Raw genomic sequence first — 24,818 nt, forward strand, 5'->3', positions numbered from 1 at the left:
TCAAGGTTTCCGTCGGCATGCTCGGCGCGCGGAACTCAGGCTTCTCATAAGCGCATTCCGCCCCCTTGACACCGTTCGGCGGCCAGTCCTAGCGTTCGCCGAAGTCTTCCGGAACCGGTTTCCGCGGTCGGCGTTCTGGGGTGTGACGCCTACGGCCGAGGAACGGGACCGTGCGCGCCCGGCACATACCTGCCGACGAGTCCGGTTGCCCGCGTCGTCCACCGTGACGAGGCGCCGAACGGCGCTACCTCCTGGCCTCCTCCTCTTCTCCCTCTTCCTTTGCTCGGTGCCCTCCTGCGCGAGCGGCGCCCACCTTGTGCGCATCCCTGTGCCCACATCGCCCGAAAGGCCCACAGCCATGCCCGTTTCACCCAGAGGCTCCCTCGGCCGGCGCCGCTTCCTCACGGCCTCCGCCGGTGCTGCTGCCGCCGCCACCCTGTCCGGTTGCGCCGCCTCCGTCGACTCCGGAAACGGATCGGGAGGCGGCGGGAAGACGATCACCGTCATGACGGTCGGCGAGGAGTGGGACGCGAAGACCAAGAAGAGCCTTGAGAAGACGCTGGGCGTCACCATCCGGGTCATCACCTATGACGTCACCAAGCTCAACGCCCTGCTCTCCGCGAAGACGCCCCCCGACATGGTGCGCGGCGTCGGCGCGACGGACACGCCCTACTTCGCGGCGCGGGGACTGATGACGGATCTGGACCCGTACTTCGCCAAGAGCGAGCTGCTCAGGCCCTCGGACATTGCCCCGGCCAACGATGTGTGGCGCTACGACGGGAACAAGCAGGGCGTCGGCCCCCGCTACGGCCTCGCCAGGGACTACTCGCAGGACTGCATGTTCTGGTACCGCGCCGATATGTTCGAGGAGGCCGGACTGGAACTGCCCAGCGAGACCGAGCCCCTGTCCATGGACGAGTGGCTGGACCTCGGGAAGCGGCTGACCGCACGCCGGCTCGGCAAGGTGAAGGTCTACGGCCTGAGCGCCAATGGCATGGGGGTCATGTCCCAGCTGATGTGGATGACGGCGTCGGCGGGCGGGAGCCTGTTCGCCGACGCCGCCGCCACCGTGGACTTCTCCTCGCCGGAGGCGCGCAGGGCACTTCAGTGGTACATGGACTACGCGAAGGCCGACATCGGCCCGAGCCTGGTCAACCCCAACCCGGACGGCTGGGACGGGCCGACCTACCAGGCCGGCCGGATGGCGATGAGCTGCAGCGGCTTCTGGTTCGGTTCGGTCATCGCCGGCGACGCCAAACTGTCCGAGGTCTCGCGGTTCGCGCTCGCGCCACAGCTGGGCAGCCACCGCGTCAGCCCCATCTTCAGCGGCACCGGTTTCTGGATCCCGAAGGACGCCAAGAACAAGGAGGAAGCCTGGAAGCTCTTCGAGCTGCACTTCGGCGGCGGACCCGCCAGGGAGCGGGCGGCGGCCGGCTGGGGCATGCCCCCGCTGGACTCGCTGCGCTCGAAGATGCCGCAGAAGACTGCGATGCAGAAGCAGGCGTACGCGGCCCAGATGAAGGAGTCGCCGTACTTCACGGTGCTGCCCGTCAGCCCGTACGCGCAGATGGACGCCCTCAACGGGATCCTCAGCAAGGTACTGCCGGACGCGATCAAGTCCGACACATCGGTCGGCAAGGTGGCGGACGCGCTCAACTCCCGTATGAACGAACAGCTCGCGCGGGGCAAGGAGCTGGTGCGGTGAGCACCGATCAGCTGACCGACCGGGGTGCGCCTTCCGCGGCACCCCCGCCACGGGTCCCGCCGGGCCCCCGCCGGGCGCCCGGGCTCCGCTCGCGGCGGATGCGCCGGGCCGGGGCGTTCTACGTGTTCACCGGCCCCTGGCTGCTGGGGTTCCTGACGCTGACGGCCTACCCCCTGGGTTACGCGCTGTGGCTCAGCTTCACCAACTCCGACGGCCTGACCTCCCACCCCCGCTTCGTGGGACTGGACAACTACCGGGAGGTATTCACCGACCAGGACACCCTCGCCTCCCTGGCCCGCACCGGCCTGTTCACCGCCGTCACCGTGCCGCTGACGATCATCGCGGGGCTCTTCCTCGCGTTGCTGGTCAACCAGCCCATCCGGGCGCGCGGCCTGTTCCGGACGCTGATCTACCTGCCCGCCGTGGTGCCGCCGGTCGGTGCCGCCCTAACCTTCAAGCTGATCTTCGACCGTGACTCCGGCTCCGCCAACGGCCTGCTGGACATGTTCGGCGTCAACGGGGTGACGTGGCTGGCGGATCCGTACGCCCGCTACGTGCTGATCATGCTGACGCTGTGGGGCACCGGGAACGTCATGATCATCTCGCTGGCGGGGCTCCAGGACATTCCCAGGGAACTGCACGACGCGGCGCTGGTGGACGGCGCGAGCCAGTGGCAGTCGTTCACCCGGATCACCCTGCCGCTGCTCTCCCCCGTGCTGTTCTTCCAGGTGGTCACCGGCATCATCGCCACGCTGCAGACCTTCGCCCCGCTGCTCATCTCCCTCGACCCCACCCCCCAGGGCGTGTCGGCCGTACCGGAGAGCAACAACCTCATCATGATCAACGTCTTCACCCAGTACTTCGCCAACAGCCGCTACGGCTACGCCTCCGCCCTGCTGTGGGTGCTCTTCCTCTTCATCATGGCCGTCACCGTCCTCGTCTTCCGGCTCAGCAAGGGCGCGGTCTTCTACTCCGTGGACCCCGAAGAGAAAAAGGCCAAGTCCCGCACCCTCGGAGGCAAGTGATGGTCCTGGCCCGACGCAAAGTCGTCTACATGTTGCTGGTCGCGGTCCTCGTGCTGTTCCTGAGTCCCTTCGGCTGGCTGGTCATCACCGCGCTCAAGGCCCCCTCCGAACTGCGCGCCGTGCCCATCCACTGGTGGCCGCACCACCTGACCACGGAGAACTTCTCCCAGGCGCTGACCTTCTTCGACTACCTCGGCTACGCCCGCAACTCGCTGACCATCGCCGCCCTCTACTCGGTCCTGATCACGCTCGCCTCCGCCTGGGCCGGCTACGGCTTCGCCCGTCTCGACGCACCGGGCAAGCGGATCGTCTTCGGCCTCCTGCTGTCGACCATGATGATGCCGACGATCATCACCCTCATCCCGACCTATCTGCTGTTCGTCAAGGCGCACCTGGTCAACACCTACATCCCCTGGGTGCTGTGGGGCCTGTGCGGAGCCCCGTACCTGGTCTTCCTCTTCCGGCAGTTCTTCACCAACATGCCCAAGGAACTGGAGGAGGCGGCGATCATCGACGGCTGCGGTCAGATCCGCGTCTTCTGGCGGATCTTCCTCCCGCAGTCCTGGCCGGTCATCGCCACCAGCCTGATCCTCTCCTTCAGCTGGAGCTGGGGCGACTACGTGGCGCCCGCCCTGCTGCTGGACGACGACCGCACCACCCTCGCGGTCAAGATCGCGACCGGCTATGTCAACGAACACGGCACCGGGCTCTACACGCTCGTCGCGGCGGGCGCCGTGATGTACATCGTGCCCGTCCTGATCCTCTTCCTGATCCTCCAGCGCGGCTTCATCGCCGGCACCGCCACGTCCGGACTCAAGTGAGACACAAGGGACTTCAGTGACCGCGAAACCCGAACTCTCCGTCCCCGGCATCGCCTACGGCGGCGACTACAACCCCGAGCAGTGGCCCGAGGAGGTCTGGGCCGAGGACATGCGCCTGATGCGCGAGGCCGGCGTGAACATCGTCAGCGTCGGCATCTTCTCCTGGGCCCTGCTGGAACCCTCCGAGGGCGTGTACGACTTCTCGCGCATGGACAAGATCCTGGACCTTCTCCACGAGAACGGCATCGCCGCCGACCTCGCCACCCCGACCGCGGCCCCGCCGGCGTGGTTCTCCCGCGCGCACCCGGAGGTGCTACCGGTCGACGCCGACGGCCGCCGGCTGTCGTACGGGAGCCGGCAGACCTTCTGTCCGTCGAGCTCCGCCTACCGTCTGGCCGCCCTGCGCATCACGGGCAGGCTGGCCGAGCGGTACGCGAACCACCCGGCGGTCGCCATGTGGCACGTCCACAACGAATACGGCTGCCACAACAGGGCCTGCTACTGCGACACCAGCGCGAAGGCGTTCCGCCGCTGGCTCAGGGAGAAGTACGACAGCGATCTGGGCGCGCTGAACCACGCCTGGGGCACCACCTTCTGGAGCCAGTGGTACTACGACTGGGACGAGATCTTGCCCCCGCGCGCGAGCGGCGCCGGCCCCAACCCGACCCAACTGCTGGACTGGCGCCGCTTCTGCTCGGACGAGCTGCTGTCGCTGTACAAGGCGGAGCGGGACGTGCTGCGGGTGTCGGCCCCGCGGATTCCCGTGACGACCAACTTCATCGTGATGCGGGGCGCCGACCCGCTGGACTACTGGCGCTGGGCGCCGGAGCTGGACGTCGTCGCGAACGACCACTACCTGATGGCCGACGACCCCGAACCGGAGATCGACCTCGCCCTCAGCGGCGATCTGATGCGCTCGCTGGCGGGCGGCCCCTGGTTCCTGATGGAGCACTCCACCGGAGCGCTGAACTGGCAGCACGTCAACCGGGCGAAGAAACCGGGTGAGTTGCGTCGCAACGCCCTGGCGCACGTGGCCCACGGCGCGGACGGCATCGCCTTCTTCCAGTGGCGGCAGTCGAGGGCGGGAGCCGAGCAGTGGCACTCGGCGATGGTCCCGCACGCGGGAACCGACAGTCAGATCTGGCGTGACGTGGCCCGGCTCGGAGCCGATCTCAAGGCGCTGGCGGAGGTGCGGGGCAGCGCCGGCACGGCCAAGGTCGCCATGGTCTGGGACTGGAACGCCCGCTGGGCCACGGAACTGCCTGCACAACCCAGCTCCGCACTCCGCTTCGAGGACCAAGTCCGTTGCTGGTACGAGCCGTTGTGGCGGTCGGGCGTGGCGGTGGACTTCGTGCGCCCGGACGCGGACCTGTCGTCGTACCGCCTGGTCCTGGTGCCGAGCCTGTACCTGGTCGACGACGAGGGAGCGGCCAACCTCGTCGGTTTCGCGGAGCGGGGCGGCAGCCTGGCGGTGGGCTTCCACAGCGGGGCCGTGGACGAGAACTGCCATGTGCGGCTGGGGGGTTACCCGGGCGCGTTCCGGGAAGTGCTGGGCGTCCGGTCGGACGAGCTCTTCCCGTTGCAGCCCGAGGAGTCGGTGGCGTTGAGCGGGGGCGCTACGGGGTCGCTGTGGTCGGAGCGGGTGAGGCTGGAGGGCGCGGAGGCGGTGGTCTCGTACACCGAGGGGCCGCTAACGGGCGTACCGGCCGTCACACGGCACACGCACGGCGACGGCGTGGCCTGGTACGTGGCCACGAACCCGGACCCGGCCACCCTCGCGTCCCTGCTGACCAGGATTCGTACCGAGGCGGGCGTGGCGGCGGTGCGCACGGCACCGGAGGGGGTGGAGGCGGTGCGTCGCCGGTCTCCGGACGCGGACTATCTCTTCCTGATCGACCACGCGGGAAACGGCGCGGAGGTGACCGTCGCCGAGGACGCGGTCGAACTCCTGACGGGCAAACCCGCGCCCGGTTCGGTGACGCTGGCGCCGGGGGAGATCGTGGTGGTGCGCGAACCACGCCGGGGCTGACGGCGAGGACCGGTTCGGTCACACGGTTCTCTCTGGCATGTCGGAGGTATTGACGCACCGAACGCCACACCCCTAACGTCTGTCCGACCTTACGGACATTGTCCGAAAAGTCGAACAACGGGTGTGTGTCGAGCGGGAATTGGGAGAAGCGTGAGAGCCCCTCCGCCGGCAGCTCCACCCTCAATCACTCGTGGGACCCGCAGATAGACAGGAACGCACATGTCCGCGCTTCTCTCCCGGCTGACGGCGATATGGATCGCCGCCTGCCTCCTCTTCACCGGTCAGGTCCTGACCGCACCGCAGCGGGCCGTCGCGGCCGATCCGGGGTATCTGATGACGCACTTCATCGGGGAGGGGGCGACCGGCCAGCAGATCTACTTCTCGCACAGCACGGACGGCCTGAACTGGACGGACCTCAACGGCGGCGGGATGGCCCTGCGTTCCACGGTGGGTACGCGCGGGGTGCGCGACCCCTCCCTGGTGCGTTCTCCGGACGGTGACCGGTACTGGATCATCGCGACCGATCTGTGCATCGGCTGCGGGCAGTCGTGGGACGCCGCCGTGTACAACGGCAGCCGCAACCTCGTGGTGTGGGAGTCGCGGGACCTGGTCACCTGGTCGCAGCCGTGGCTGCTGAACGTCGCCGGTGCGATCCCCGACGGACGCAACGCGTGGGCCCCGGAGGCGATCTGGGACCCGGAGACGGGCGACTACGTCCTGTACTGGGCGACGAACGCGACCCTCGACGGCGTGCTCAAGCACCGCATCTACTACGCCCGCACCTCGGAATTCCGTACCGTCACCACCCCGCAGCTCTACATCGACCGCCCCGGCACCCAGAACATCATCGACACCCAGATCGTCGAGGTGCCGTCCGGTGTCGGCGACTACCGCTACGTGCGCGCCTCCGGTGACGGCCAGATCACGATCGAGGGCAGCAACTCGATCCTCGGCACCTGGACCAGTCTCGGCAACCTCTCCGGCATCGGCCTGACCGGCTCGCAGGTCGAAGGCCCGATGTGGATGAAGTTCCGGGACCGGGACGAGTGGTCCCTGTACCTCGACCAGTACTCCACGGGCCGCGGTTACCTGCCGGTCCTGACGACCGACCCGTCCGCCCCCGCCGCCTACCAGCTCCCGGCCTCCGGAAGCTACGACCTGGGCGGGACCACGAAGCGGCACGGGTCGATCCTTACCCTGACGGCCGCCGAGGACAGCCGCGTGCTCGCGCGCTGGCCCGACACCGCGGTCAGCCGGCTCCAGTCGTACAACTTCCAGGACCGCTACGTCCGGCACACCGGCTTCGACGTGCGCATCGACCCGAACGTCAGCCCCGCCGAGGACGCCCAGTTCAGGGTCAGGGCCGGCCTGGTGGGCTCCGGCACCGTCTCCTTCGAGTCGGTGAACTACCCCGGGTACTTCCTGCGGCACTCTGGATTCGACTTCCAGCTCGCCTACAACGACGGCACCGCCCAGTTCGCGGCGGACGCCACCTTCCGCCAGGTAGCGGGGCTCGCCGACACGTCCTGGTCGTCGTTCCAGTCGTACAACTATCCCGGCCGGTACATCCGCCACTACGCGTACCAGCTGAGGCTCGACCCGGTCACCACCGCCACGGAACGTGCCGATGCCACCTTCCGCGTGACCGGCTGAACCACGGGAGGACAGTGCCGGCCTGCCAGTGCGGGCCGCGCGCCGCGCACGCCACTCCGCCCGCCACATGGCGGGCGGAGTGAGGGATCTTCCCGCCAACTGCGGGTTCCTCCGTCCACTCCCGCCGTTGAGAGTGGAGGGCACCTCCACCTCACTGGCCACCCATGCCGCAAGGACCGTTATGACCGACCGGACGACAGCAGACATCCTCGGCTCCACGACCACCCGGCCGCCCTTCGATCCTGAACTCGCGCCCGTCCTGGAAGCGATAACGGCCGCCATGCAGCCCCTGTCCGACGAAACCCTCGCCGCGACCCGACGGTTCGCGACCGAGGGGATACCCGGCATGGCACCGGTGGACCTGACGGCGGCCGGCCGGGTGAGAGTGGAGGAGCGCCAGGTCCCCGGACCGGAAGGAGCACCGGACATCACGCTGTTGATCCTCAGCCCGGTCGAGGACCGCGGCCCCACGGGGGGCGTCTTCCACATCCACGGCGGGGGGATGGTCTCCGGGGACCGAAGGACAGGCGTGGCTGCGCTCCTGCCCTTCGTGGCCGACGGCAGTGCGGTCGTGGTGTCGGTCGAGTACCGCCTGGCCCCCGAACACCCTGACCCCGCCCCGGTCGAGGACTGCTACGCCGGGCTCGTGTGGACGGCGCAACACGCTGCCGAGCTGGGCATCAACCCCGAGCGGCTCCTCATCGCCGGGGGCAGCGCCGGAGGCGGTCTCGCGGCCGGCACCGCGCTCCTCGCCCGCGACCGGGCCTTCCCCAGGCTGAGCCACCAGGTACTGGTGTGCCCCATGCTCGACGACCGCTTCGAGACGCACAGCAGCCGCATGCTGGACGGCGAGGGCATCTGGGACCGCAACAGCAACCTGTACGGCTGGACCGCCCTGCTGGGAGACCGCCGCGGCGGCCCCGACGTCTCGCCCTATGCCGCTCCGGCCCGGGCGGAGGACCTCAGCGGACTGCCCCGCACCTACCTCGACACCGGCTCGGCCGAGGTCTTCCGCGACGAGATCCTGATCTACGCCCGCCGTCTGTCCGAGGCGGGGGTGAGCGTCGACCTCCACATGTGGGGCGGTGGCTTCCACGCGTTCGACGGAATGGCGGCCCACGCCGCGCTGTCGCGGGCCTCCGCCGCCACCCGCGAGGAGTTCATCCGGCGGGCTCTCGAAGACTGATACGGACGGACTGGCTCCCAGCCATGCCACGGGGCGATAGTGGCCCGGGAGGTCGGCATGCATGAACTCATCGGCAGGCTGGAGGTCACCGACGACGCGGCGGCCGGCGCGCTGCGCGTCATCGACCACTTCGACTGCCTGACCGAGGAACGGGCCTCGGTCGCCGCCGTGGTCCGGGCGACGGCGGCGCTGGCGGGGTGCCCCGCCGGCCTGCACGACGCGGGCCGGGGTATCACCCGCCGCTACGACTCATGGGGACACCCACTGCCCGAGGCCGAGAGCTGTTCCTTGGCCCGGGCGGCGGTGCCGGGGAGTCCCGGTTCGTGGGTCTGGCTGGAACGGACCGGTGAGGCGAGGCCGCTGGACGCCCTCATCCTCGAACGCTCGGCCCGCGCCGTTCGGACGCTCACGGGCGACTTCGCTTGTCACAGCGCCGCCGCGGCGGTGCGGATCGCCTGCGACCCCGATGTCTCCGATGCCGACCGGGTCGAAGCCCTCGGCATACTGCACCTCACCTGCCCCGTGACCGTCGTCGCCACCACGTTCCCCGGCCCGCTCGGGCCGCGCGCCACCCGGATCGGCGCCCACGCCGTCGCTCTGGTTCCCGGAGCACCGGATCCGCACCGGGACCTGCGGGCCGGGACAGCCGTCGCCCAGGTGCGGGCCCACCTCCCGGCCGCCCTGGAGCGGGCCCGGGTCGCGCTGCGGCTGACCGACCGCGTGGACGGCCCCGGCCCGTCCCTGGTGGCGTACGACGACCTCGGAGCCCTCGCCGTCCTCGCCGAACGGATCACACCGCGGGAGGCGGCCGCAACCGATGACGTGCACCGCTTGGACCAGGTACTCCTCACCCGCCCCTGGGCGATCGACACCCTCCAGGCCGTGCTCGACCAGGCCAGCCTGCGGCAGGCCGCGACCGGCCTGCACATCCACCACTCGACCCTCCAGGACCGCCTGTCCTGGCTGTCGTCCCAGCTCGGCTACGCGGTCACCAAGCCCGGCGGACGCCAACGTGCCACCGTGGCCGTCCTCCTCTGGCGGATCGCCCACAGCGAGGACGAACGCGTCGGCAGCGAGGACTGACAGCACGACGACAGAAACGCAGGTGATCAGCGGGGCAGGCCCAGGCCCTGGGCGATCATGCCGCGCTGGATGTCGTTCGTTCCGCCGCCGACGACGTACATGATGGACAGGCGCAGCCCGTATTCGAAGGCCCCGCCGCCGAGCGCGCCGGGTGCGGATGCCGACAGCGCGGCGTCGGGGCCGAGGATGTCCAGGACGACCTCGCCGAACCTCTCGGCGAGTTCACCTGCCAGGACGCCGGCCATGGGGGCCGCGAGGCGCTCGCCGCTGCTCTGGCCGGCGGCCCGGAGCCCTGCCGCGACCAGGACACGGGTGGCCTGCACGCCGACGGCCAGTTCCGTCACCAGGGCGCGGGCGTGGGAGCCGCGCGGGCCGACTGCGGCGCCGGGGTCTCGACGGGCTAGGGCCAGCAGGTCGTCGAGCTGGCGGTGCAGGACGGCGGCGATGTTGCCCATGGCGACGCGCTCGCTCGCGAGGGAATCGGTGATGACCTTCCAGCCGCCGTTCACCTCGCCAACGCGCAGGTCGTCCGGGACCCGGACGTCGTCGTAGAAGACGGTGCAGGAGATCTCGCCGGACAGCGCCCGGTGCTGCTGCACGGTGATGCCGGGGGTGTTCATAGGGACAAGGAACATGGTGATGCCCGCGTGCCGGGGCGTGGCGTCCGGGTCGGTGCGTACCGCCAGCCACACCCAGTCCGCCTCGTGACCGCCGCTCGTCCACAGCTTCTGCCCGTTGATCACCCAGCCCTCGCTGTCGCGGACCGCGCGGCTGCGCAGCGAGGCGAGGTCGGAACCGGCCTCCGGTTCGCTGTAGCCGAGGCAGAAGGTCAGCTGTCCGTTCCGGATGAGCGGCAGGAACCGTTCCTTCTGCTCCGGTGTGCCGTGCCTGAGGATCGAGTCGCCGAGCAGTGAGACAGCGCCGAGCGCCTTGACGACGGGCGCCCGCCGGTAGGCGGCCTCCTCGTTGAGGACGACCTGTTCGCTCAGCGAGGCACTCCGCCCGCCTGCTTCCTCGGGCCAGGTGAGGCCGAGCCAGCCGCGGTCCGCGACCGCTCGCACCAGTTCCGCGTCCTCGCCCATCTCGATGCGGCCGAGCTTTTCGGCGTACGCGTCGAAGAAGGCGCGGACCTCGGTGCGGAACGCCTCGCCCGTCTCGCCCAAGTCGCCCGTCGGCAGTGATCCGGTGCCCTCGACGAGGATGTCGGCCACGTCGCCAAAGGCGCGGGGCAGGGTCCGCAGACGGGCGATGTCGCCGTGGACGCGGCGGAACAGCCAGGGGGCGTCGTGCTCCTCGAAGTAGCCGATGGCCGCGAGAGTGTGGTGTGCTCCGAGTTGGACGCGGGGGGCGGCGGTACGGGCGTGCTCGACGGCGATCTCGGCTGAGAGGAGCCGGTCGGGCAGATTGTTCTCCAGAGCCTGTACGGCGTCGGCGACCAGGAGGTTGCCCGCGCCGACGTCGATCTGGCAGGTGGCGGTGCGCTGCTGGACAGCCCCGAAGGAACCGATGATCTTGCCGAACTGGCGTCGTTGCTTGGCATGCTCGACGGCCATCTCATGGGAGTGCTCGGCTGCCGCGAGGGCCCGGACGGCCAGCTGGAGGCGGAGCAGGACCACCGCCTCGTCGGCCGTGTCCGCGTCGATCTCCGTGGTGACCGCTGACTCACCCGGTGTCACCGTGGACCAGGCCGGGACGGCGAGGCCGGCCGTCTCCACCGTCCCTTTCACGGGGCGCAGCACCGCCGTGCCGCCGGTCGCGGGGAAGGTGAGCAGGTGGGTGGCCTGCCGGCCCGCGTCCAGGTGCCGGACCTGCGGCTCGCTGCCGTCACCGACGCAGGCGACGACGCGCACCTCGCCGCGTCCGATGCCGTCGATCAGGTTCTCGTCATGGGCGAGGAGACGGGTGGCCACGAAGGCGTCCATCACGGGCAACGGGCAGGCCGCCCGGCCGAGTTCACGCACCGCCGCGACGGCGGCGGCGAGTGCTCCCGCGGCGCCGAGCTCCAGCCAGCCCTGCTCGGCGGCGGACTGCCAGAGTTTCAGGAGATCGGCTTCGGGGGCGGCGACGGGGCCGGACCAGTGGCGCGCGAGCGTCCCTCGCACGCTCTGGGCGAAGCTCGACACCTCGTCGGGCGTCATGGGAATCAGAGGGGTGGCGGCAGGCATGCGGTTCCTCACAGGGTTGGAGCGGTTCAGGGCGTTCACGGAATGGAGTCCGTCGGCGATGCGTGCGGCCTGGCGGCCGCTTGTGTGCCCGTGCACCTGATACGTGGTCGCCCCCGCGCCCTTCGGTCGGCGCAGGAGACGCGGTCGGTCACAGCGCGGTCTGGCCGCCGTCCACGACGAACTCGGCACCGGTGGAGAAGCTGGACTCGTCCGAGGCCAGGTAGAGCACGAGGGCCGTGACTTCCTCGGGCTGGGCCGGGCGTCGCATGGGGGTGGCGCGGATGGCGGGGTGGTCGCCGGTGAAGCCGTACTCGTCCGTCATCGGGGTCACGATGACGCCCGGGTGGACGGAGTTGACCCGGATGCCCTCGGCGGCGAACTCCACCGCGACGGACTTGGTCAGGCCACGTACCCCGAACTTCGACGCGCTGTACGCGGCGCCCGCGGGGCTGCCCACCAGGCCGGACGTCGAGGAGACGTTCACGATGGAGCCGCCGCCGAGGCGCCTCATGGACGGGATGACCGCCTTCATGCCCAGGAACACGCCGAGCTGGTTGATGTCGACGACGCGGCGGTACTCCGCCTCGGTCATGTCCAGCAGCGGGCGGACCTGGCCGACACCGGCGTTGTTGACCAGGATGGCGACGGGGCCGAACGTCTCCTCCGCGAGCGTGACCACCTGGTGCCACCCGACGGCGTCGGTGACGTCGTGGGCGAAAAAGCGCGCCTGCGCCCCGAGTTCGGCGGCGAGAGCCTCGCCCTCGTCCTTCAGCACATCCGTGATCACGACGGACGCGCCCTCCTCGACGAAGCGCCGGGCGTGTGCGGCGCCCATGCCGCGTGCAGCGCCTGTGATGACGGCGACCTTGCCGTTCAGTCGTGCCATGCCAGATCTCTCCCGGGATTGCGAGGCTTGTGTGCGGGGGCATCGGCCTGCCCCCGGCTCAGAAGGTGAGGACGGGTTTGACGACGTCTGTCTTCATGGCCGCGACCGCTTCGTTGATCTCCTCGAAGGGGAAGGCGGTGACGATCCGGTCGACGGGGAAGCGGCCCTGCGCGTGCCAGTCGAGCAGGAGCGGGACGAAGTCCTGCGGATTCGCGTCGCCCTCGATGCAGCCCCGGACCGTCTTTCCGTAGCCGATGAGGTCTCTGACGTCGATGCCGGCGTCCGTCGTGCCGACGGCGACGAGAGCCAGGGAACCCAGAGGGGCGAGCGCGCGGGCGGCGTCGCGGATCACGGTGGGGACCCCGGTGGTGTCGAAGGCGTGGGTCGCGCCTCCCGAGGTGAGGTCCCTGATCCGGCCGACGGTGTCCTCACCGGCTCCGTCGAGTGTGTGGGTGGCGCCCACCTGCGCCGCCAGATCGAGCCGCTGCTCGGAGAGGTCGACGGCGACGATGGTCCCGACGCCCAGCGCGGCCCCCGCCATGACCGCCGCCATGCCGACCCCGCCGGTTCCGAACACGACCAGGCTGGAGTCCGGGCCGGGCCGCAGCACGTTCGCCACCGATCCCGCGCCTGTCTGGAACCCACAGCCCATGGGCGCGGCGGTCACCATGTCGGTGCCCTCGGGGACGACGACCACGTTCTCGCGCGTGGTGATCGCGTGGCGGGCGAAGCTCGACTGGCCGAAGAAGGAGGACCACGCGTCGCCGTCCCGGCCGGTGAGGGTCGCACTGCCGTCCGGGCGGCGTCCGGCGGCGTTGAGGGCTTCGAACCGCTCGCAGTACGACCGGTGTCCGGTGGCGCACCGCGTACAGCTGCCGCAGCTGCTGTAACTCAGGACGACGTGGTCGCCGGGCCGCACGCCGGTGACCTCGGCGCCGATGGCTTCCACCATGCCGGCGCCCTCGTGCCCGAACACGGCGGGGACGCCGACGGGCAGCATGGCCTTGGTGGCCAGATCGGTGTGGCAGACGCCGGTCGCCGTGAGGCGGACGAGGATCTCGTCGGGGCGCGGGTCGGATATCTCGATGTCCTCCATCGTGAAGCCGGTGTCGGGTCCGTGGGAAACGGCGGCCTGGGTGCGCATGTCGTCCTCCTGGCGCAGACGGTCTTCTCAGGGCCGGCTTGCCGGCTCGATGCCGAGGGTGCGGTGCCGGATGGCGTCGAGGGTCTGGGCCACGAAGCCGCGCAGGGCGTCCGTCTCGGCTTTTCCGGCCGGGGGCAGGATCTGCTGGGCGAGCCCGACCGGAGAGGTGCTGGCGGCCACGGTCCGGCGGTGGCTGAACGTCAGGAAGCCGGTCCTCCCGGAGTACGCGCCCATGCCGCTGCGCCCGACGCCGCCGGACGGTGCGCCCTCGATGCCCCAGTGGACGGCGAGGTCGTTGCGGGATACTCCACCGGAGGTGGTGCGGGTGATGAACCGCTGGAACTCGGGTCCGTCGGATCCGAAGAAGTAGGCGGCGAGCGGGCTGGGCCGGGCGTTGACGTAGGCGATGACCTCGTCGAGGTCGTCGTACGGGTACACGACGAGGACAGGTCCGAAGACCTCCTCCGACGCGATGGTCATGTGCTCGGTCACGTCCAGCAGCACGGTGGGCGCTATCCGACGTCCCACGCGTCGCGGTAGAGCGTCGACCTCCTCCGGCGCGGCGATGGTCACGACGCGGGCGCCCTTCGCCTCGGCGTCGGCGACGAGCGCCGTGACCCGGTCGAAGTTCTTGTCGTCGACGATCGAGACCACGTCCGGGTTGTCCAGCCAGGTGGGGAAGTGCCTCAGGACGGCCTGCTGGTACCGGCCGACGAATGCGTCCACGTGGCTTCGGGGGACGAAGACGTAGTCCGGGCAGAGGCAGATCTGACCGCCGTTCAGCAGCCGTACGCCGGAGACGCGTTCGGCGGCCTGGGCGACGTCCGCGTCCGAGCCGAGGACGACGGGGTTCTTCCCGCCCAGCTCCAGTGTCACCGGGACGAGGTTCGCCCCGGCGGCCGCGGCCACCTTGGCACCGACCCCGGGGGAGCCGGTGAAGATGAGGTGGTCGAAGGGGAGTGAGGAGAACGCCGACGCGGTGGTGACATCGCCGCGTATGACGACCACTTCCTCGGGGGCCATGCGTGTGGCCACGGCCTGGGCGAACACCTCGGCGGTCCGCTCGGGCACCTCCGAGAACTTGATCATCACGCGGTTGCCGGCGGCCAGCGCCTCGATCGCGGGCTGGACGACGAGGGCGACCGGGAAGTTCCAGGGCCCGACGACCCCGACCACACCCTTCGGGCGGGTCTGGACGAAGGCGGGCGTCCCGGCTTCGGCGGAGCGGGGGATCTCCTCGTCCGCCATCCACGCCGCCAGGTCTCGGCGGATCAGCTCCACGCCGGGGATGGCGCTGACGATGTCGCTCGCGAGGTTCGCCAGCGGGGGGCGCGAGCCGAAGTCGGCGTCCAGGGCGACGGACAGTTCCTCGGCGTGTTCCAGGACGCAGGCGAGGAAGCGGTCGATGCGGTCGAGCCGCACGTCGACGGTGGGAGGTCCTTCTGCGAGGAAGGCGGCGCGCTGGGCGTCGAGGAGTCGGCGCTGGAGGTCGGCCGGGGGGCTGACCGGGAGGGGCGTTGCGGCGTTCAGGGGCATAGCGCTCATGCGGGGGCTTCCTTCGTACGGCGTTCAGACGGCGGGGCGGAAGACGGGAATCGCCTCGCCGCCCTCGGGGCGTTCGAAGGCGACGACCACGGACATCCCGGCCCAGGGACGCTCACCGGGACCCAGGTTCCGCAGGGGCGCGTAGAGCCAGGGCCCCTCGGTGAGTTCGATGAGCGCCGACACGGCCTCGGAGGCGGGAGCGCCGTCGCCCGGGCGGCCATGGACGGCCGTCCAGGCGACCACGGTGCCGGTCCCGGCGGCCGCCGCCCATGTTGTCGCGGGGTTCTGGCAGCCGGGGCATGCGGTGGACTGGGGAGCGGCATGCGCCCCGCAGCCGGCGCAGCGGCGGATCAGGAGTTCCCCGCGTGCGGTGGAGTCGAAGAAGAGTTCGGTGGCGGTGTCGCGGTGGATGACGGGCACGGTCATGGTGGCTCCAGGGCTCAGGCGCGGGCGTGGGGGCTGAGGACGAGCGTCGAGTGGTGGGCGAAGCAGCCGCCGTTGCCGCTGACCAGGACGACGTCGTGCCGGGGCACCTGGCGTTCGCCCGCCTCGCCGCGGGCCTGGATGACGGCCTCGGACAGTGGGGTCATGCCCCACAGGTAGTACGAGGAGAGCTGACCGCCGCCCGTGTTGACCGGCAGTGACCCGCCAGGGGCGAGCGCCCCGCTCGCCGCGAAGGCCCCGCCCTCGCCCTTGGCGCAGAACCCGTAGTCCTCCAGGGTGAGGAGCACCGTGAAGGTGTAGCAGTCGTACAGCTCGGCCACGTCGATGTCCTCGACGGTGACCCCGGCCATCTTCAGGGCCGCCGGGCCCGCCTGGGCGGCGCCGCTGACCAGGCCGAGGTCGCTGTCGCGGTTCATCGGATAGCCGGGGTGGGCCTGCGCCCAGCCCAGCAGGTGGACCGGTGGCTTGCGCAGATGGGCGGCGCGTTCGGCGGTGGTGACGATCACGGCGACGCCGCCGTTGCTGACCAGACAGCAGTCGAGCAGGTGCAACGGCTCGGCGATCAGCCTCGACGCCTGATGGTCCTCGACCGTGATCGGTTCGCGGAACTGGGCCCGTGGGTTCATGCCCGCCCAGGCCCGCTGGGCCACCGCGATGTGGGCCAGCTGCTCGCTGGTGGTGCCGTAGGTGTCCATGTGGCGGCGTGCGGCCACCGCGTACTGGGGGGTGGCGCTGATCATCCCGGCCGCCGCGGTGAGTCCCATCCAGCCGGACGTGCCGAGGCCCGCGCCCGAGTAGAGAGCGCCCGCCGAGGTCTTCTCCTTGAGCGGTGCGTCGGCGAAGACGCAGGCGACGGCTTCGGCCATGCCGGCGCGGACCGCCATCGCGGCGTACTGCACCATGCCGCCGGCGGTGGAGCCGTACGCCTGCATCTCGGACAGCAGCCGTAGGTCGCGCAGGCCCAGTTCGGTCTGCAGGCTCAGTCCCACGCCCGGCATGACGCCGCTGCTGGTGAGCAGGCCGTCGATGTCGGAGAGGGCGAGACCCGCGTCGTCGGCGGCGCGGCGGACGGCGTCGGCCGCGAAGTCGGCGGCGCTACGGCCGTAGACCTTGCCCGTCTCCGTGATGCCTAGGCCTGCGATGACGGGGCCTCGGGCGGTGTCAGTGGTCACGATGGTCAACTGCCTTTCTTCGCGGACCGGTTGTCAGCGGGCTTGCCAGACGGGGGCACGCTTCTCGGCGAAGGCCCGCGGGCCTTCCTGCGCGTCCTGGGACACCCAGATCCCCTGTGCTTCCTGGTCGGAGAGCTTCCAGGCGCTCTGCTCGGTATCGATCCGTCCGTCGTTGATGCCGCGCGCGATGCGCTTGCTGGCCTGGACGGAGAGCGGGGCGTTGGCGGAGATGCGTTCGGCCAGGGAGAGTGCCTCGGCCAGCACCTGGTCACCGGGCACGACCCGGTTGACCAGGCCGAGCGACCTGGCGGTGGCGGCGTCCAGCGTGTCGCCGGTCAGCAGCAGTTCCATGGCGACCTTGGGCGGAAGCTGGGCCGCGAGACGGAAGGCACCGCCGGCGCCGGCGAGCAGGCCCCGCTTGACCTCCGGCAGCCCGAAGGACGCGTCCTCTGACGCCACGACGAGGTCACTGGCCAGCGCGATCTCCGTGCCGCCGCCGAGGGCGAAGCCCCGCACGGCGGCGATGGTCGGCTTGCCGATGTGGTGGTTGACGTAGGCGGCGAAGCCCCATTCCTTCGTCTCCGGCGGCATGATGTCCTCGCCGCGGGCCACCGCCTTCAGGTCCGCGCCAGCGCTGAACGCCTTGTCGCCGGCGCCGGTGATGACGACGGCGCGGACCTCCGGGGCCTTGTCGGCCTCCTCCAGTGCCGCGCCGATACCTCGGGTGACGGCCGCGTTGATCGCGTTGCGGGCCTCGGGCCGGTTGATGGTGATGACCATGACGTGGCCGTGACGTTCCACCAGGACCGGCTGGGGGGTGGGATTCATGGGTTGTGTCTCCTTGGCGGACGCGTAGGTTTCGAGTACTCCTCGGGCGATGAGCCGATCGATGTCGGCGTCGGACAGGCCGAGGAGTTCGCGGCTCAGCTCGCGGGTGTGTTCGGCGGGCAGCGGAGCGGGGCGCAGTGGCGGGTCGGCGAGGTGGAGGGAGTGGGCGAGGCGGGCCTCGGCGGGCAGCGGCTCATCGAGCGTCGGCTGCCGCAGCTCGGCGAAGAAGCCACGCGCCGCCAGCTGCGGGTCCCTCAGCAGCTCGCCCACGCGCAGCATGGGCGCCGCCGGGACGCCGGCCGCCTGGAGCAGCTCGGTGACCTCATGGGGGGTGCGTGTCTGCGTCCAGGACGAGATGGCCTCGTCGATCCGGGCTCGGTGGGCGCGGCGTCCCTCGGCGTCGGCCAAGTCCGGGTCGGCGGCCAGGTCGTGGCGTCCGACGGTGGCAGACAGCCGGTGCCAGTCGGCCTCGTCGCGCACCCCGATCACACACCACTGATCGTCTCCCGCGCAGGGATACACTCCGTCCGCAGTGACGTGCGGCAGACCCGGGACGAGCCACTCACCCGTCAACTGTTCCGCCAGCGCGTCCAGGATGACCTCGGCCTGCGCGATGCCGACCGTTCCGCCCCGCCCCAGGCTGTGCAGCCGAACCAGCAGGGCGATCACGGCCGCTGCACCGACCCGTGCCACCACGTGGTCCGGATAGATCGTGATCGAGTCGCTGTGTCCGTTCGCGTCGCCCGGATAGCGCCACAGGTCGCTCAGGCCGGTCGAGGCGCGCACCAGCGGGCCGTAGCCAAGACGGCGGCTCCACGGTCCGCTCGTCCCGAAGGCACTGCTGTCGGCGATCACCAGGTGAGGGTTGAGGGCCAGGAGGACGTCAGGACCGAGCCCGAGGGATTCGAGAGTGCCGGGCTTGAAGTTGGACAGGACGACATCCGCTTCCGCGGCGAGCTGCTTGAACAGGGCGACGCCCTGCGGATCGCGCAGATTGAGGCCCAGTCCGCGCTTGTTGCGGTGTCCCCAGGAGGCCGACGCGGTGATCACCTCGCCGGTGAGGGACTGCCGTCCGCCGTCGGGGAAGGCACGGTTCTCCACCTTGATCACGTCGGCGCCGTGGTCGGCCAGCATCCGGCCGAGCTCGCCTCCGGCGACGATCACGCCGAGGTCGAGGACGCGTAGACCGGCGAGGGGGTGCGTGCGCTCGGGCCGCGTGCTCTCCGGCCGCGTTTCGGGGTTTCCAGCCCCGATGGCGCGAATTTCGGCGAACACCTCGTCGTTGTGTTCTCCCGGCAGCGGGGCCCTTCGGCGCGGAGCCATGCGGACTCCGTCGGCCTCCAGGAAGCCGGCGGACACGCGTGCCGTGAGACCCGGGGCGAGTTCGGTGTCCGTGAGCGCGCCGCGCTCCAGGTAGTGCTCGGCGCGCAGAGCCTCGCCAGGGCTCAGCACGGCCGCGATGGGGACGCCGTGCTCCTGGCCCTGGCGTACGAGGTCGTCGCGGGTGCGGTCCGCGAACAGGGCTGCGATCAGGGCCTGGATCCGGCCGGCTTCCTTGAAGCGCAGGGCGATGTTGTCGTAGCGCGGGTCGGTGAACTCCTCCGGTTCCCCCAGCCAGGCCCGCATGCCGTGCCACTGACGGGGGTTGAGCACCGCGATGCGGACCAGTCCGTCGGCACAGGGGAAGATCGGGTACAGGTGCCCGGCGGAGGGCCGGCCGGGCGGCATGTCGGCGGGGCGGAGCCCTCCGGTGGCGGAACCGCCCATGCCGAAGCCGGGGTCGATGACCTGGGTGGTGGCTTCGTGCACGGAGAAGTCGACGTGGTCGCCACGCCCGGACTGAAGGCTGTTGTAGTGGGCGAGCAGCGCCACCAGGGCGGCCTGAATGTTGGCGGCCTCGGTGACGATCGACCCGGGCGGTGGCAGCGGCGGGCGCCCCGGCAGGCCGGAGCGGGACAGGAGGCCGCTGAGGGCGGCGTGCACAGCGTCGGTCGCGGCGTAGCCCGCGTACGGTCCGGTCAGCCCGAAGTCGGTCACCGTGAGCAGCACGAGCCGCGGGTTGCGGGCTGCCACCCGCTCGTACGCCAGGTCGGGTGCATTCGGCCGTTCGGACTCGACCCAGATGTCCGCCGATTCCAGCAGCGTGAGCAGGGCGCGGCTGCCCTCCCCGGTCTCCGGGTCGAGGGTGACGCCCCGCTTGCCCGCGTTACGGACGGCGAAGTAGAGGCTGGTCTCCCCGTGCAGCGGGGCTTTGTGTCGGGCGCGGGCGCCGCCCGGCGGTTCCACCAGGATCACGTCGGCACCCAGGGACGCGAGGAAGCGGCCCACTCCCTCGCCCCGCCCGTCTGTGGTGTCCACCACCCGCACCCCCTGCAAAGGGGCCTGCGTGGCAACGCCGATCACTGTTTCGCTCATCGTCCGCCTCCGAAACCGGGCCTGCCGCGCCGCACACCGACGCGGGGCATGGCGGACCTGCCCGAGGCCGAGGCGAAGGGAGGGTCACGTCCGGGGTACGGGGGACGAACGGCCGTACCGGCGCGCGTCGGAGATCTGCGACGGCTGCGTGTCGGCCGTTTGAACTCCGTGTTTCCTTGAACCAGCCTCGCCCCGGCCGAAGGCATCTGTACACGTCCGTTTCGCTGATGTGCACGTGTCCGGAACGGCAACGTCGCAGGTGTCTGGAGCCGGGCGCGGGACCGGTGATCTACTGGTCCCGTGGACATCCAGCAGCTCCGCTACTTCCTCGCAGTCGCCGACGAGTTGCACTTCGGCAGGGCAGCGGAGCGCCTGCATGTGACCGCCTCACCGCTGAGCCGCCGTATCCGGGAGCTTGAGCACGAACTCGGCCGTGAGCTGTTCGTCCGTGAGCATCACCACGTGGAACTGACATCCTTCGGCGACGTCTTCCGCGAACGGGCGCACGAGGTGGTCCGCGCCTTCGAGGGCCTGCACGACCTCGCACGCGACCATGCGGATGCCGCGCTCTGCCGGGTCGGGGCGGCTCCGCTGGCCCCGCCCAAGGTCCTGGACGCCGTCCTTGCCGTTTACGGAGAGATCGCCCCGGACGTCGAACTGCCCATCACTCTCGCTCCCTCGGCCGAACTCCTTGAGGAATTGGCCGCGGGCCACATCGACCTGGCCGTCGTTCATCTCCCGGTCGGCCAGGCCGCCCTGGAGAGCCTGCTCATCTCCCGGGGCTCGTTCGGCGTGGCGATGACGGCCGACGACGAGTTCGCCGACCGCCCCTCGCTGACCCTGCGGGATCTGCGCCGTCGGCAGGTGCTCATGACCTCCGCCAAGGTGCATCCCTCCGTGGTGGCCGAGAGCAGGGCGGCGCTTGTGGAGGCCGGGGTCACCCGGCTCGTCGACCTCCCGCACAACGACCTGGTGCAGCTCGCCACCCATGTCCTGCGCACCGGCGCCCTGGCGATCACCGTTCTCGGTGACGACCTCCCCGCCACGCGGATCTACGATTCCCCGGCCTTCCGCGTCGTACCGCTCGACGAACCCGCCATGGGCCTGCGGGCCGGGATCGCATGGCGCAAGACCGCCGAGGAACACGTGCCGGGTCTGCGGGAGGTGCTCGCCGTACTGAAGGACAGGTACGAGGACGAACCCCCTGTGACCCGATGAACCGAATGCCGCGACCTTCAAGCACCCGGACCGGGCCGACCCTGTGGGGCCGTCAGCGGCCTACCCACTGCGGCTTGCGCTTCTGGGCGAAGGAGATCATGCCCTCGATGGCGTCCTCGCTGACGAAGAGTTCGTCCAGGACGGCGCTCGGGTGCCGGGTCGCTGCGACGGTGTCGGCGATGCCCGCGGTCTCGGTCATGAGCCGCAGGGTGGACCGTATCGCCGCCGGGGACCCTTCTAGGATGAGCGCGGCCAGTTCCCGCGCGCCGTCCAGGGCCTTGCCGGGATCGGTGACCTCGGTGACCAGGCCCCAGCGCAGCGCCTCCTCCGCTCCCATCCTGCGTCCGGTGAGGAGCATCTCGGTGGCGACCTTCGGCGGCAGCGCCCTCGGCAGCCGGATCGCTCCGCCCTCGCCGGCCACCAGCCCCACCCGGACCTCGGTGAGGGCGAACTGCGCGGTGGCGTCAGCGACGATGAGGTGGCAGGCGAGGGCGATCTCGAAGCCGCCGGCCATGGTGTAGCCGTTCACCGCGGCGATGACCGGCTTGGTCATGCCCTCGCGGTGGGTGAGACCGCCGAACCCGTTCTTCGGCACCCACATGGGTTTGCCCGAGGAGGAGTAGCGCAGGTCGTTGCCGGCGCTGAACGCCTGCTCTCCGGCGCCGGTGATGATCGCGACCCACAGGTCGGGGTCGGCGAAGAAGCAGTCGAAGGCGTGTTCCAGCTCGTCGTTGGCCATGGGGTGCAGGCAGTTGCGCACCTCGGGCCGGTTGATGGTCACTTCCAGGAGGTGGCCGTCGCGGCGTACGGTGATGTACTCGTAGGAGTCGCGCAGGACCAGCGGCGGGGTGGGGATGAGTTCCTCCATGCGCTCCGCCGTGGTGGTGACGCGGTTGCCGTACCCGAAGGAGCGCGTGAAGACCCGTTCGCCGATGGGCTGTTCAGCCGCGAGCAGGTCGAGCGTCTCGGTGTCGCCGGGCTGGGTCATGGCCACGAAGCGGCGGCCGTCCTTCTCCAGCCGGCCGATGACGATGCCCGTGTCCCCGGACCGCCCGTGCTTGACCGTGAACGTCTCGATCGTTGCCCAGCCGTCGGCGTGCTTCGCCTCCACGGGCGCGGGCACCGCGTCGAGTTCGGCCTGCAGGCCGGCGTCGTCCGAGGGCTTCCACCGCGCCGGTGCCGTGGAGTAGACGCCGACCGAGTACTTGCTGAGGAAGCCGCCGTTGGCGCCGACAAAGCCGAAGGAGCCGGGCGCGCTACGTGCGCGGCGCACCGTTTCGACGATGCCGTGCATGGCGTAGTTGTTGCCCGAACCGCCGAAGAAGGGAAGCCCGCCGGTGAGGGTGAGACCCCGCGGGTTCTCGGGGTCGATGCCGAGGCCCTCGGCGACGACGGACACGGCCACCGGAAAGCAGCTGTAGAGGTCGAAGGTGGCCACCTCGTCGACGCCCAGGCCCGCCATGGCGAGCGCGCTGTGCGCCGCGGCGACCAGCGCGGGAGCCGAACCGAGGTCGGCGCGTTCCATGAGGGTGCGCTCCCGCAGGTCGGCGTGGCCGTGCAGGAAGACCCACCGGTCCTGGGGGACCCCGAGCCGTCTGGCCGCCCCGACGGACATGAGCAGGACGGCCGCTCCTTGGTTGACCTTGTCCCGGGCCACGACGTAGCGGGTGTAGGGATCGGCCAGGGGACGGTTGGCCTCGCTCGGCGTGACCAGCTCCTCGGCGGAGCGCTCGACGGGCGCGGCCGCGTGCGGGTTGGCGGCGGCGACCTTGGTGAACGGCGCGAACAGCCGGCCGATCGAGGCCGCGTACTCCTGCCGGGACTGCTTGAGGCGGGCCCGGCGGGCGTTCTCCAACAGGGCGTACTGCGAGGGGGCGTCGGTCAGTCCGTGGGCGCTCAGGTGCATGCTGGCCAGTCCCTGCATGCCGTAGCCGCGGTCCTCCAGCCGGCCGCCCACCTGCTCGGACCAGTCGGGCCGGTCCTCGGCACCGGCCAGGGCCTGGGCGGTGGAGATGGCCTCGGCGCCGAACACCAGCGCCACCTCCGACTCGCCGGCCGCGATGGCCCCGGCGAGTTCGGTCACCAGGTGCTGAGGGCTGTGGCCGCCGGTGATCTCCAGGACGGCGCGCAGTGGGTCGGCCCCGAGGCGATGCGCCACCGAGCGCGGGAAGTTGTCGGAGCGGCCGAGCGGCGCGGGCATCCCGGGCGCCGAGACCTCGAACTGGCGGACTCCGGCGACCGTGTCGACGGCAGCCGCGACCTCTGTGGCGGCGCCACTGTCGGCGAGGGCCTCCTGCGCGGCGTCGGCGGCAAGTTGGACAGGTGAGCGCTTGCGGTAGCCGGGTTCGCCCAACCGCTCGGACACCTGGCCGACGCCGACGAGCAGGGGCGTGCGGGGGTCGAGTTCGTCGTACTGCATTTGGGTTCCTCTGGTCCGTGGGGTCTCTGGTTCTGTCGGTGTTCAGTGAGGGCATGCGTCCCTGGTCACCGCGCGCCGGTGAGCCGCAGGGACTCCTCCCACAGCCGGTCGGCGCCGGCCGGGTCGAGCGCGTAGGGGGCGACGGCGTTCATGTGTTCGGCGGCCTGCGTGGTCATCGACGGCGGGCTGGTGACGGGCACCGCCTCGGCGCAGTCCGCGAAGTACCGGCCGCTGACGCCCTCCAGCAGCGGCGACGCGGCGGCCAGGACGGGGGTGGCCGCGCCCTGCGCCGCCGTCTTGATCAGGTCCTTGACGCCCTTGAGCATCTCGCCCATGCCCTGCGACCGCGGCACGTTGCGGAAGAGGTTGGTCATGGCGGTGCCCGGCGAGGCGGCGTTGACGGATATCCCGTCGTCGGCCCAGCGCGCGGCGGCGCCGACGGCGAAGAGGATGTTGGCGGTCTTCGACTGGCCGTAGGCGAGCATCGGGTCGTACGGCCGGAAGGCGAAGTGGAGGTCGTCGAGGACGACCGGCGACGACAGGTGCATGCTGGAGCTGACCGAGACGACCCGGGCGTCCCCGGCAGCCGTGAGTGCCGCGTGCAGGCCCACCGCGAGGGCGAAGTGCCCCAGGTGGTTGACGGCGAACTGCTTCTCCCAGCCCTCCGCAGTCAGTTCCCGCTCCGGCAGCGCCATCACGCCCGCGTTGTTGACGAGGATGTGCAGGGGGCCGTCCCAGCCGGCGACGAAGGCGGCGACCGACGCCCGGTCGGCCAGCTCCAGTTGAGCGATGTGGATGTCCTTGTTGCCGTTGTCAGCGGTGATGTCGGCCGCGGCCCGCTCTCCGGCTGTCGTGTCACGCACCGCGAGGGTGACCTCGGCGCCGGCGGCCGCGAGGGCCCGGGCGGTCTCGAGTCCGAGCCCGGAGGAGCCACCGGTGATGATTGCCCGCCTTCCTGTCAGGTCGACTCTGGCGACGACCTCGGCGGCGGTGGAGCGGAGTCCGAACGGGGTGTTGATGAGTGTCATGCCAGCAACGGTCGGCGACCGTCCATGCCGTACCCAGTGCCCTGCCGACCCT

At 70.7% G+C, this 24,818-nt stretch carries 17 protein-coding genes; 8 read left to right on the top strand and 9 right to left on the bottom strand.

Annotation, left to right across the window (positions count from 1 at the left end; translation table 11 throughout):
- Nucleotides 1-358: 358 nt before the first annotated feature.
- The 7 genes from ACLZN2_RS25825 (at nucleotide 359) to ACLZN2_RS25855 (ending at nucleotide 9,502) form a co-directional block, all read left to right on the top strand.
- A complete protein-coding gene (locus ACLZN2_RS25825) occupies nucleotides 359-1,705 on the top strand; it encodes an extracellular solute-binding protein (protein ID WP_416981420.1) in 1,347 nt (448 codons plus the stop codon).
- Entirely contained in the window at nucleotides 1,702-2,730 is a 1,029-nt protein-coding gene (locus ACLZN2_RS25830) for a carbohydrate ABC transporter permease (protein WP_416981421.1), read from the top strand. The genes ACLZN2_RS25825 and ACLZN2_RS25830 overlap by 4 nt, the downstream gene beginning before the upstream one ends.
- On the top strand, nucleotides 2,730-3,551 hold the full coding sequence (locus ACLZN2_RS25835; protein WP_416981422.1) for a carbohydrate ABC transporter permease: 822 nt from the start codon (nucleotides 2,730-2,732) through the stop codon (nucleotides 3,549-3,551). Before ACLZN2_RS25830 ends, ACLZN2_RS25835 begins: the two co-directional genes overlap by 1 nt.
- Before the next feature lie 16 nt (nucleotides 3,552-3,567).
- Nucleotides 3,568-5,580, top strand: a complete 2,013-nt coding sequence (locus ACLZN2_RS25840; RefSeq protein WP_416981423.1) for a beta-galactosidase — start codon at nucleotides 3,568-3,570, stop codon at nucleotides 5,578-5,580.
- 219 nt (nucleotides 5,581-5,799) lie between these two features.
- Nucleotides 5,800-7,233, top strand: a complete 1,434-nt coding sequence (locus tag ACLZN2_RS25845) for a glycoside hydrolase family 43 protein (protein WP_416981424.1) — start codon at nucleotides 5,800-5,802, stop codon at nucleotides 7,231-7,233.
- Between the two features lie 181 nt (nucleotides 7,234-7,414).
- Nucleotides 7,415-8,419, top strand: coding sequence for an alpha/beta hydrolase (locus tag ACLZN2_RS25850; RefSeq protein WP_416981425.1), 1,005 nt, complete (start codon nucleotides 7,415-7,417; stop codon nucleotides 8,417-8,419).
- A 57-nt stretch (nucleotides 8,420-8,476) separates the two neighbouring features.
- Nucleotides 8,477-9,502 carry a helix-turn-helix domain-containing protein gene (locus tag ACLZN2_RS25855; protein WP_416981426.1) on the top strand — a complete coding sequence of 342 codons (1,026 nt, stop codon included), beginning with the start codon at nucleotides 8,477-8,479 and terminating at the stop codon, nucleotides 9,500-9,502.
- A 26-nt stretch (nucleotides 9,503-9,528) separates the two neighbouring features.
- Here the strand turns inward: ACLZN2_RS25855 and ACLZN2_RS25860 are convergent, their stop codons facing one another.
- The 7 genes from ACLZN2_RS25860 to ACLZN2_RS25890 form a co-directional block, all read right to left on the bottom strand.
- Nucleotides 9,529-11,667, bottom strand: coding sequence for an acyl-CoA dehydrogenase family protein (locus ACLZN2_RS25860; protein ID WP_416981427.1), 2,139 nt, complete (start codon nucleotides 11,665-11,667; stop codon nucleotides 9,529-9,531).
- 148 nt (nucleotides 11,668-11,815) lie between these two features.
- Nucleotides 11,816-12,553: a glucose 1-dehydrogenase gene (locus ACLZN2_RS25865; RefSeq protein ID WP_416981428.1), complete on the bottom strand. Its 738-nt coding sequence runs from the start codon at nucleotides 12,551-12,553 to the stop codon at nucleotides 11,816-11,818.
- 58 nt (nucleotides 12,554-12,611) lie between these two features.
- On the bottom strand, nucleotides 12,612-13,697 hold the full coding sequence (locus ACLZN2_RS25870; protein WP_416981429.1) for an NAD(P)-dependent alcohol dehydrogenase: 1,086 nt from the start codon (nucleotides 13,695-13,697) through the stop codon (nucleotides 12,612-12,614).
- A gap of 27 nt (nucleotides 13,698-13,724) precedes the next feature.
- Nucleotides 13,725-15,242: an aldehyde dehydrogenase family protein gene (locus ACLZN2_RS25875; protein WP_416981431.1), complete on the bottom strand. Its 1,518-nt coding sequence runs from the start codon at nucleotides 15,240-15,242 to the stop codon at nucleotides 13,725-13,727.
- Between the two features lie 24 nt (nucleotides 15,243-15,266).
- A complete protein-coding gene (locus ACLZN2_RS25880; protein WP_416981433.1) occupies nucleotides 15,267-15,668 on the bottom strand; it encodes a Zn-ribbon domain-containing OB-fold protein in 402 nt (133 codons plus the stop codon).
- Nucleotides 15,669-15,682: 14 nt separating this feature from the next.
- Nucleotides 15,683-16,858, bottom strand: a complete 1,176-nt coding sequence (locus ACLZN2_RS25885; protein WP_416981434.1) for a thiolase family protein — start codon at nucleotides 16,856-16,858, stop codon at nucleotides 15,683-15,685.
- A 33-nt stretch (nucleotides 16,859-16,891) separates the two neighbouring features.
- Nucleotides 16,892-20,101, bottom strand: a complete 3,210-nt coding sequence (locus tag ACLZN2_RS25890; RefSeq protein WP_416981435.1) for a crotonase/enoyl-CoA hydratase family protein — start codon at nucleotides 20,099-20,101, stop codon at nucleotides 16,892-16,894.
- Between the two features lie 300 nt (nucleotides 20,102-20,401).
- On the opposite strand from ACLZN2_RS25890, the gene ACLZN2_RS25895 reads away from it, so the two are divergent.
- Nucleotides 20,402-21,319: a LysR family transcriptional regulator gene (locus ACLZN2_RS25895; protein ID WP_416981436.1), complete on the top strand. Its 918-nt coding sequence runs from the start codon at nucleotides 20,402-20,404 to the stop codon at nucleotides 21,317-21,319.
- Nucleotides 21,320-21,371: 52 nt separating this feature from the next.
- Here ACLZN2_RS25895 and ACLZN2_RS25900 read toward each other — a convergent pair whose 3' ends face one another.
- Both ACLZN2_RS25900 and ACLZN2_RS25905 read right to left on the bottom strand, forming a co-directional pair.
- Nucleotides 21,372-23,738, bottom strand: a complete 2,367-nt coding sequence (locus ACLZN2_RS25900) for an acetyl-CoA acetyltransferase (protein WP_416981438.1) — start codon at nucleotides 23,736-23,738, stop codon at nucleotides 21,372-21,374.
- Nucleotides 23,739-23,803: 65 nt separating this feature from the next.
- Entirely contained in the window at nucleotides 23,804-24,766 is a 963-nt protein-coding gene (locus tag ACLZN2_RS25905) for an SDR family NAD(P)-dependent oxidoreductase (RefSeq protein ID WP_416981439.1), read from the bottom strand.
- Between the last annotated feature and the right edge of the window lie 52 nt (nucleotides 24,767-24,818).

This window comes from Streptomyces sp. T028 (genome assembly GCF_048159505.1).
Classification (GTDB): domain Bacteria; phylum Actinomycetota; class Actinomycetes; order Streptomycetales; family Streptomycetaceae; genus Streptomyces.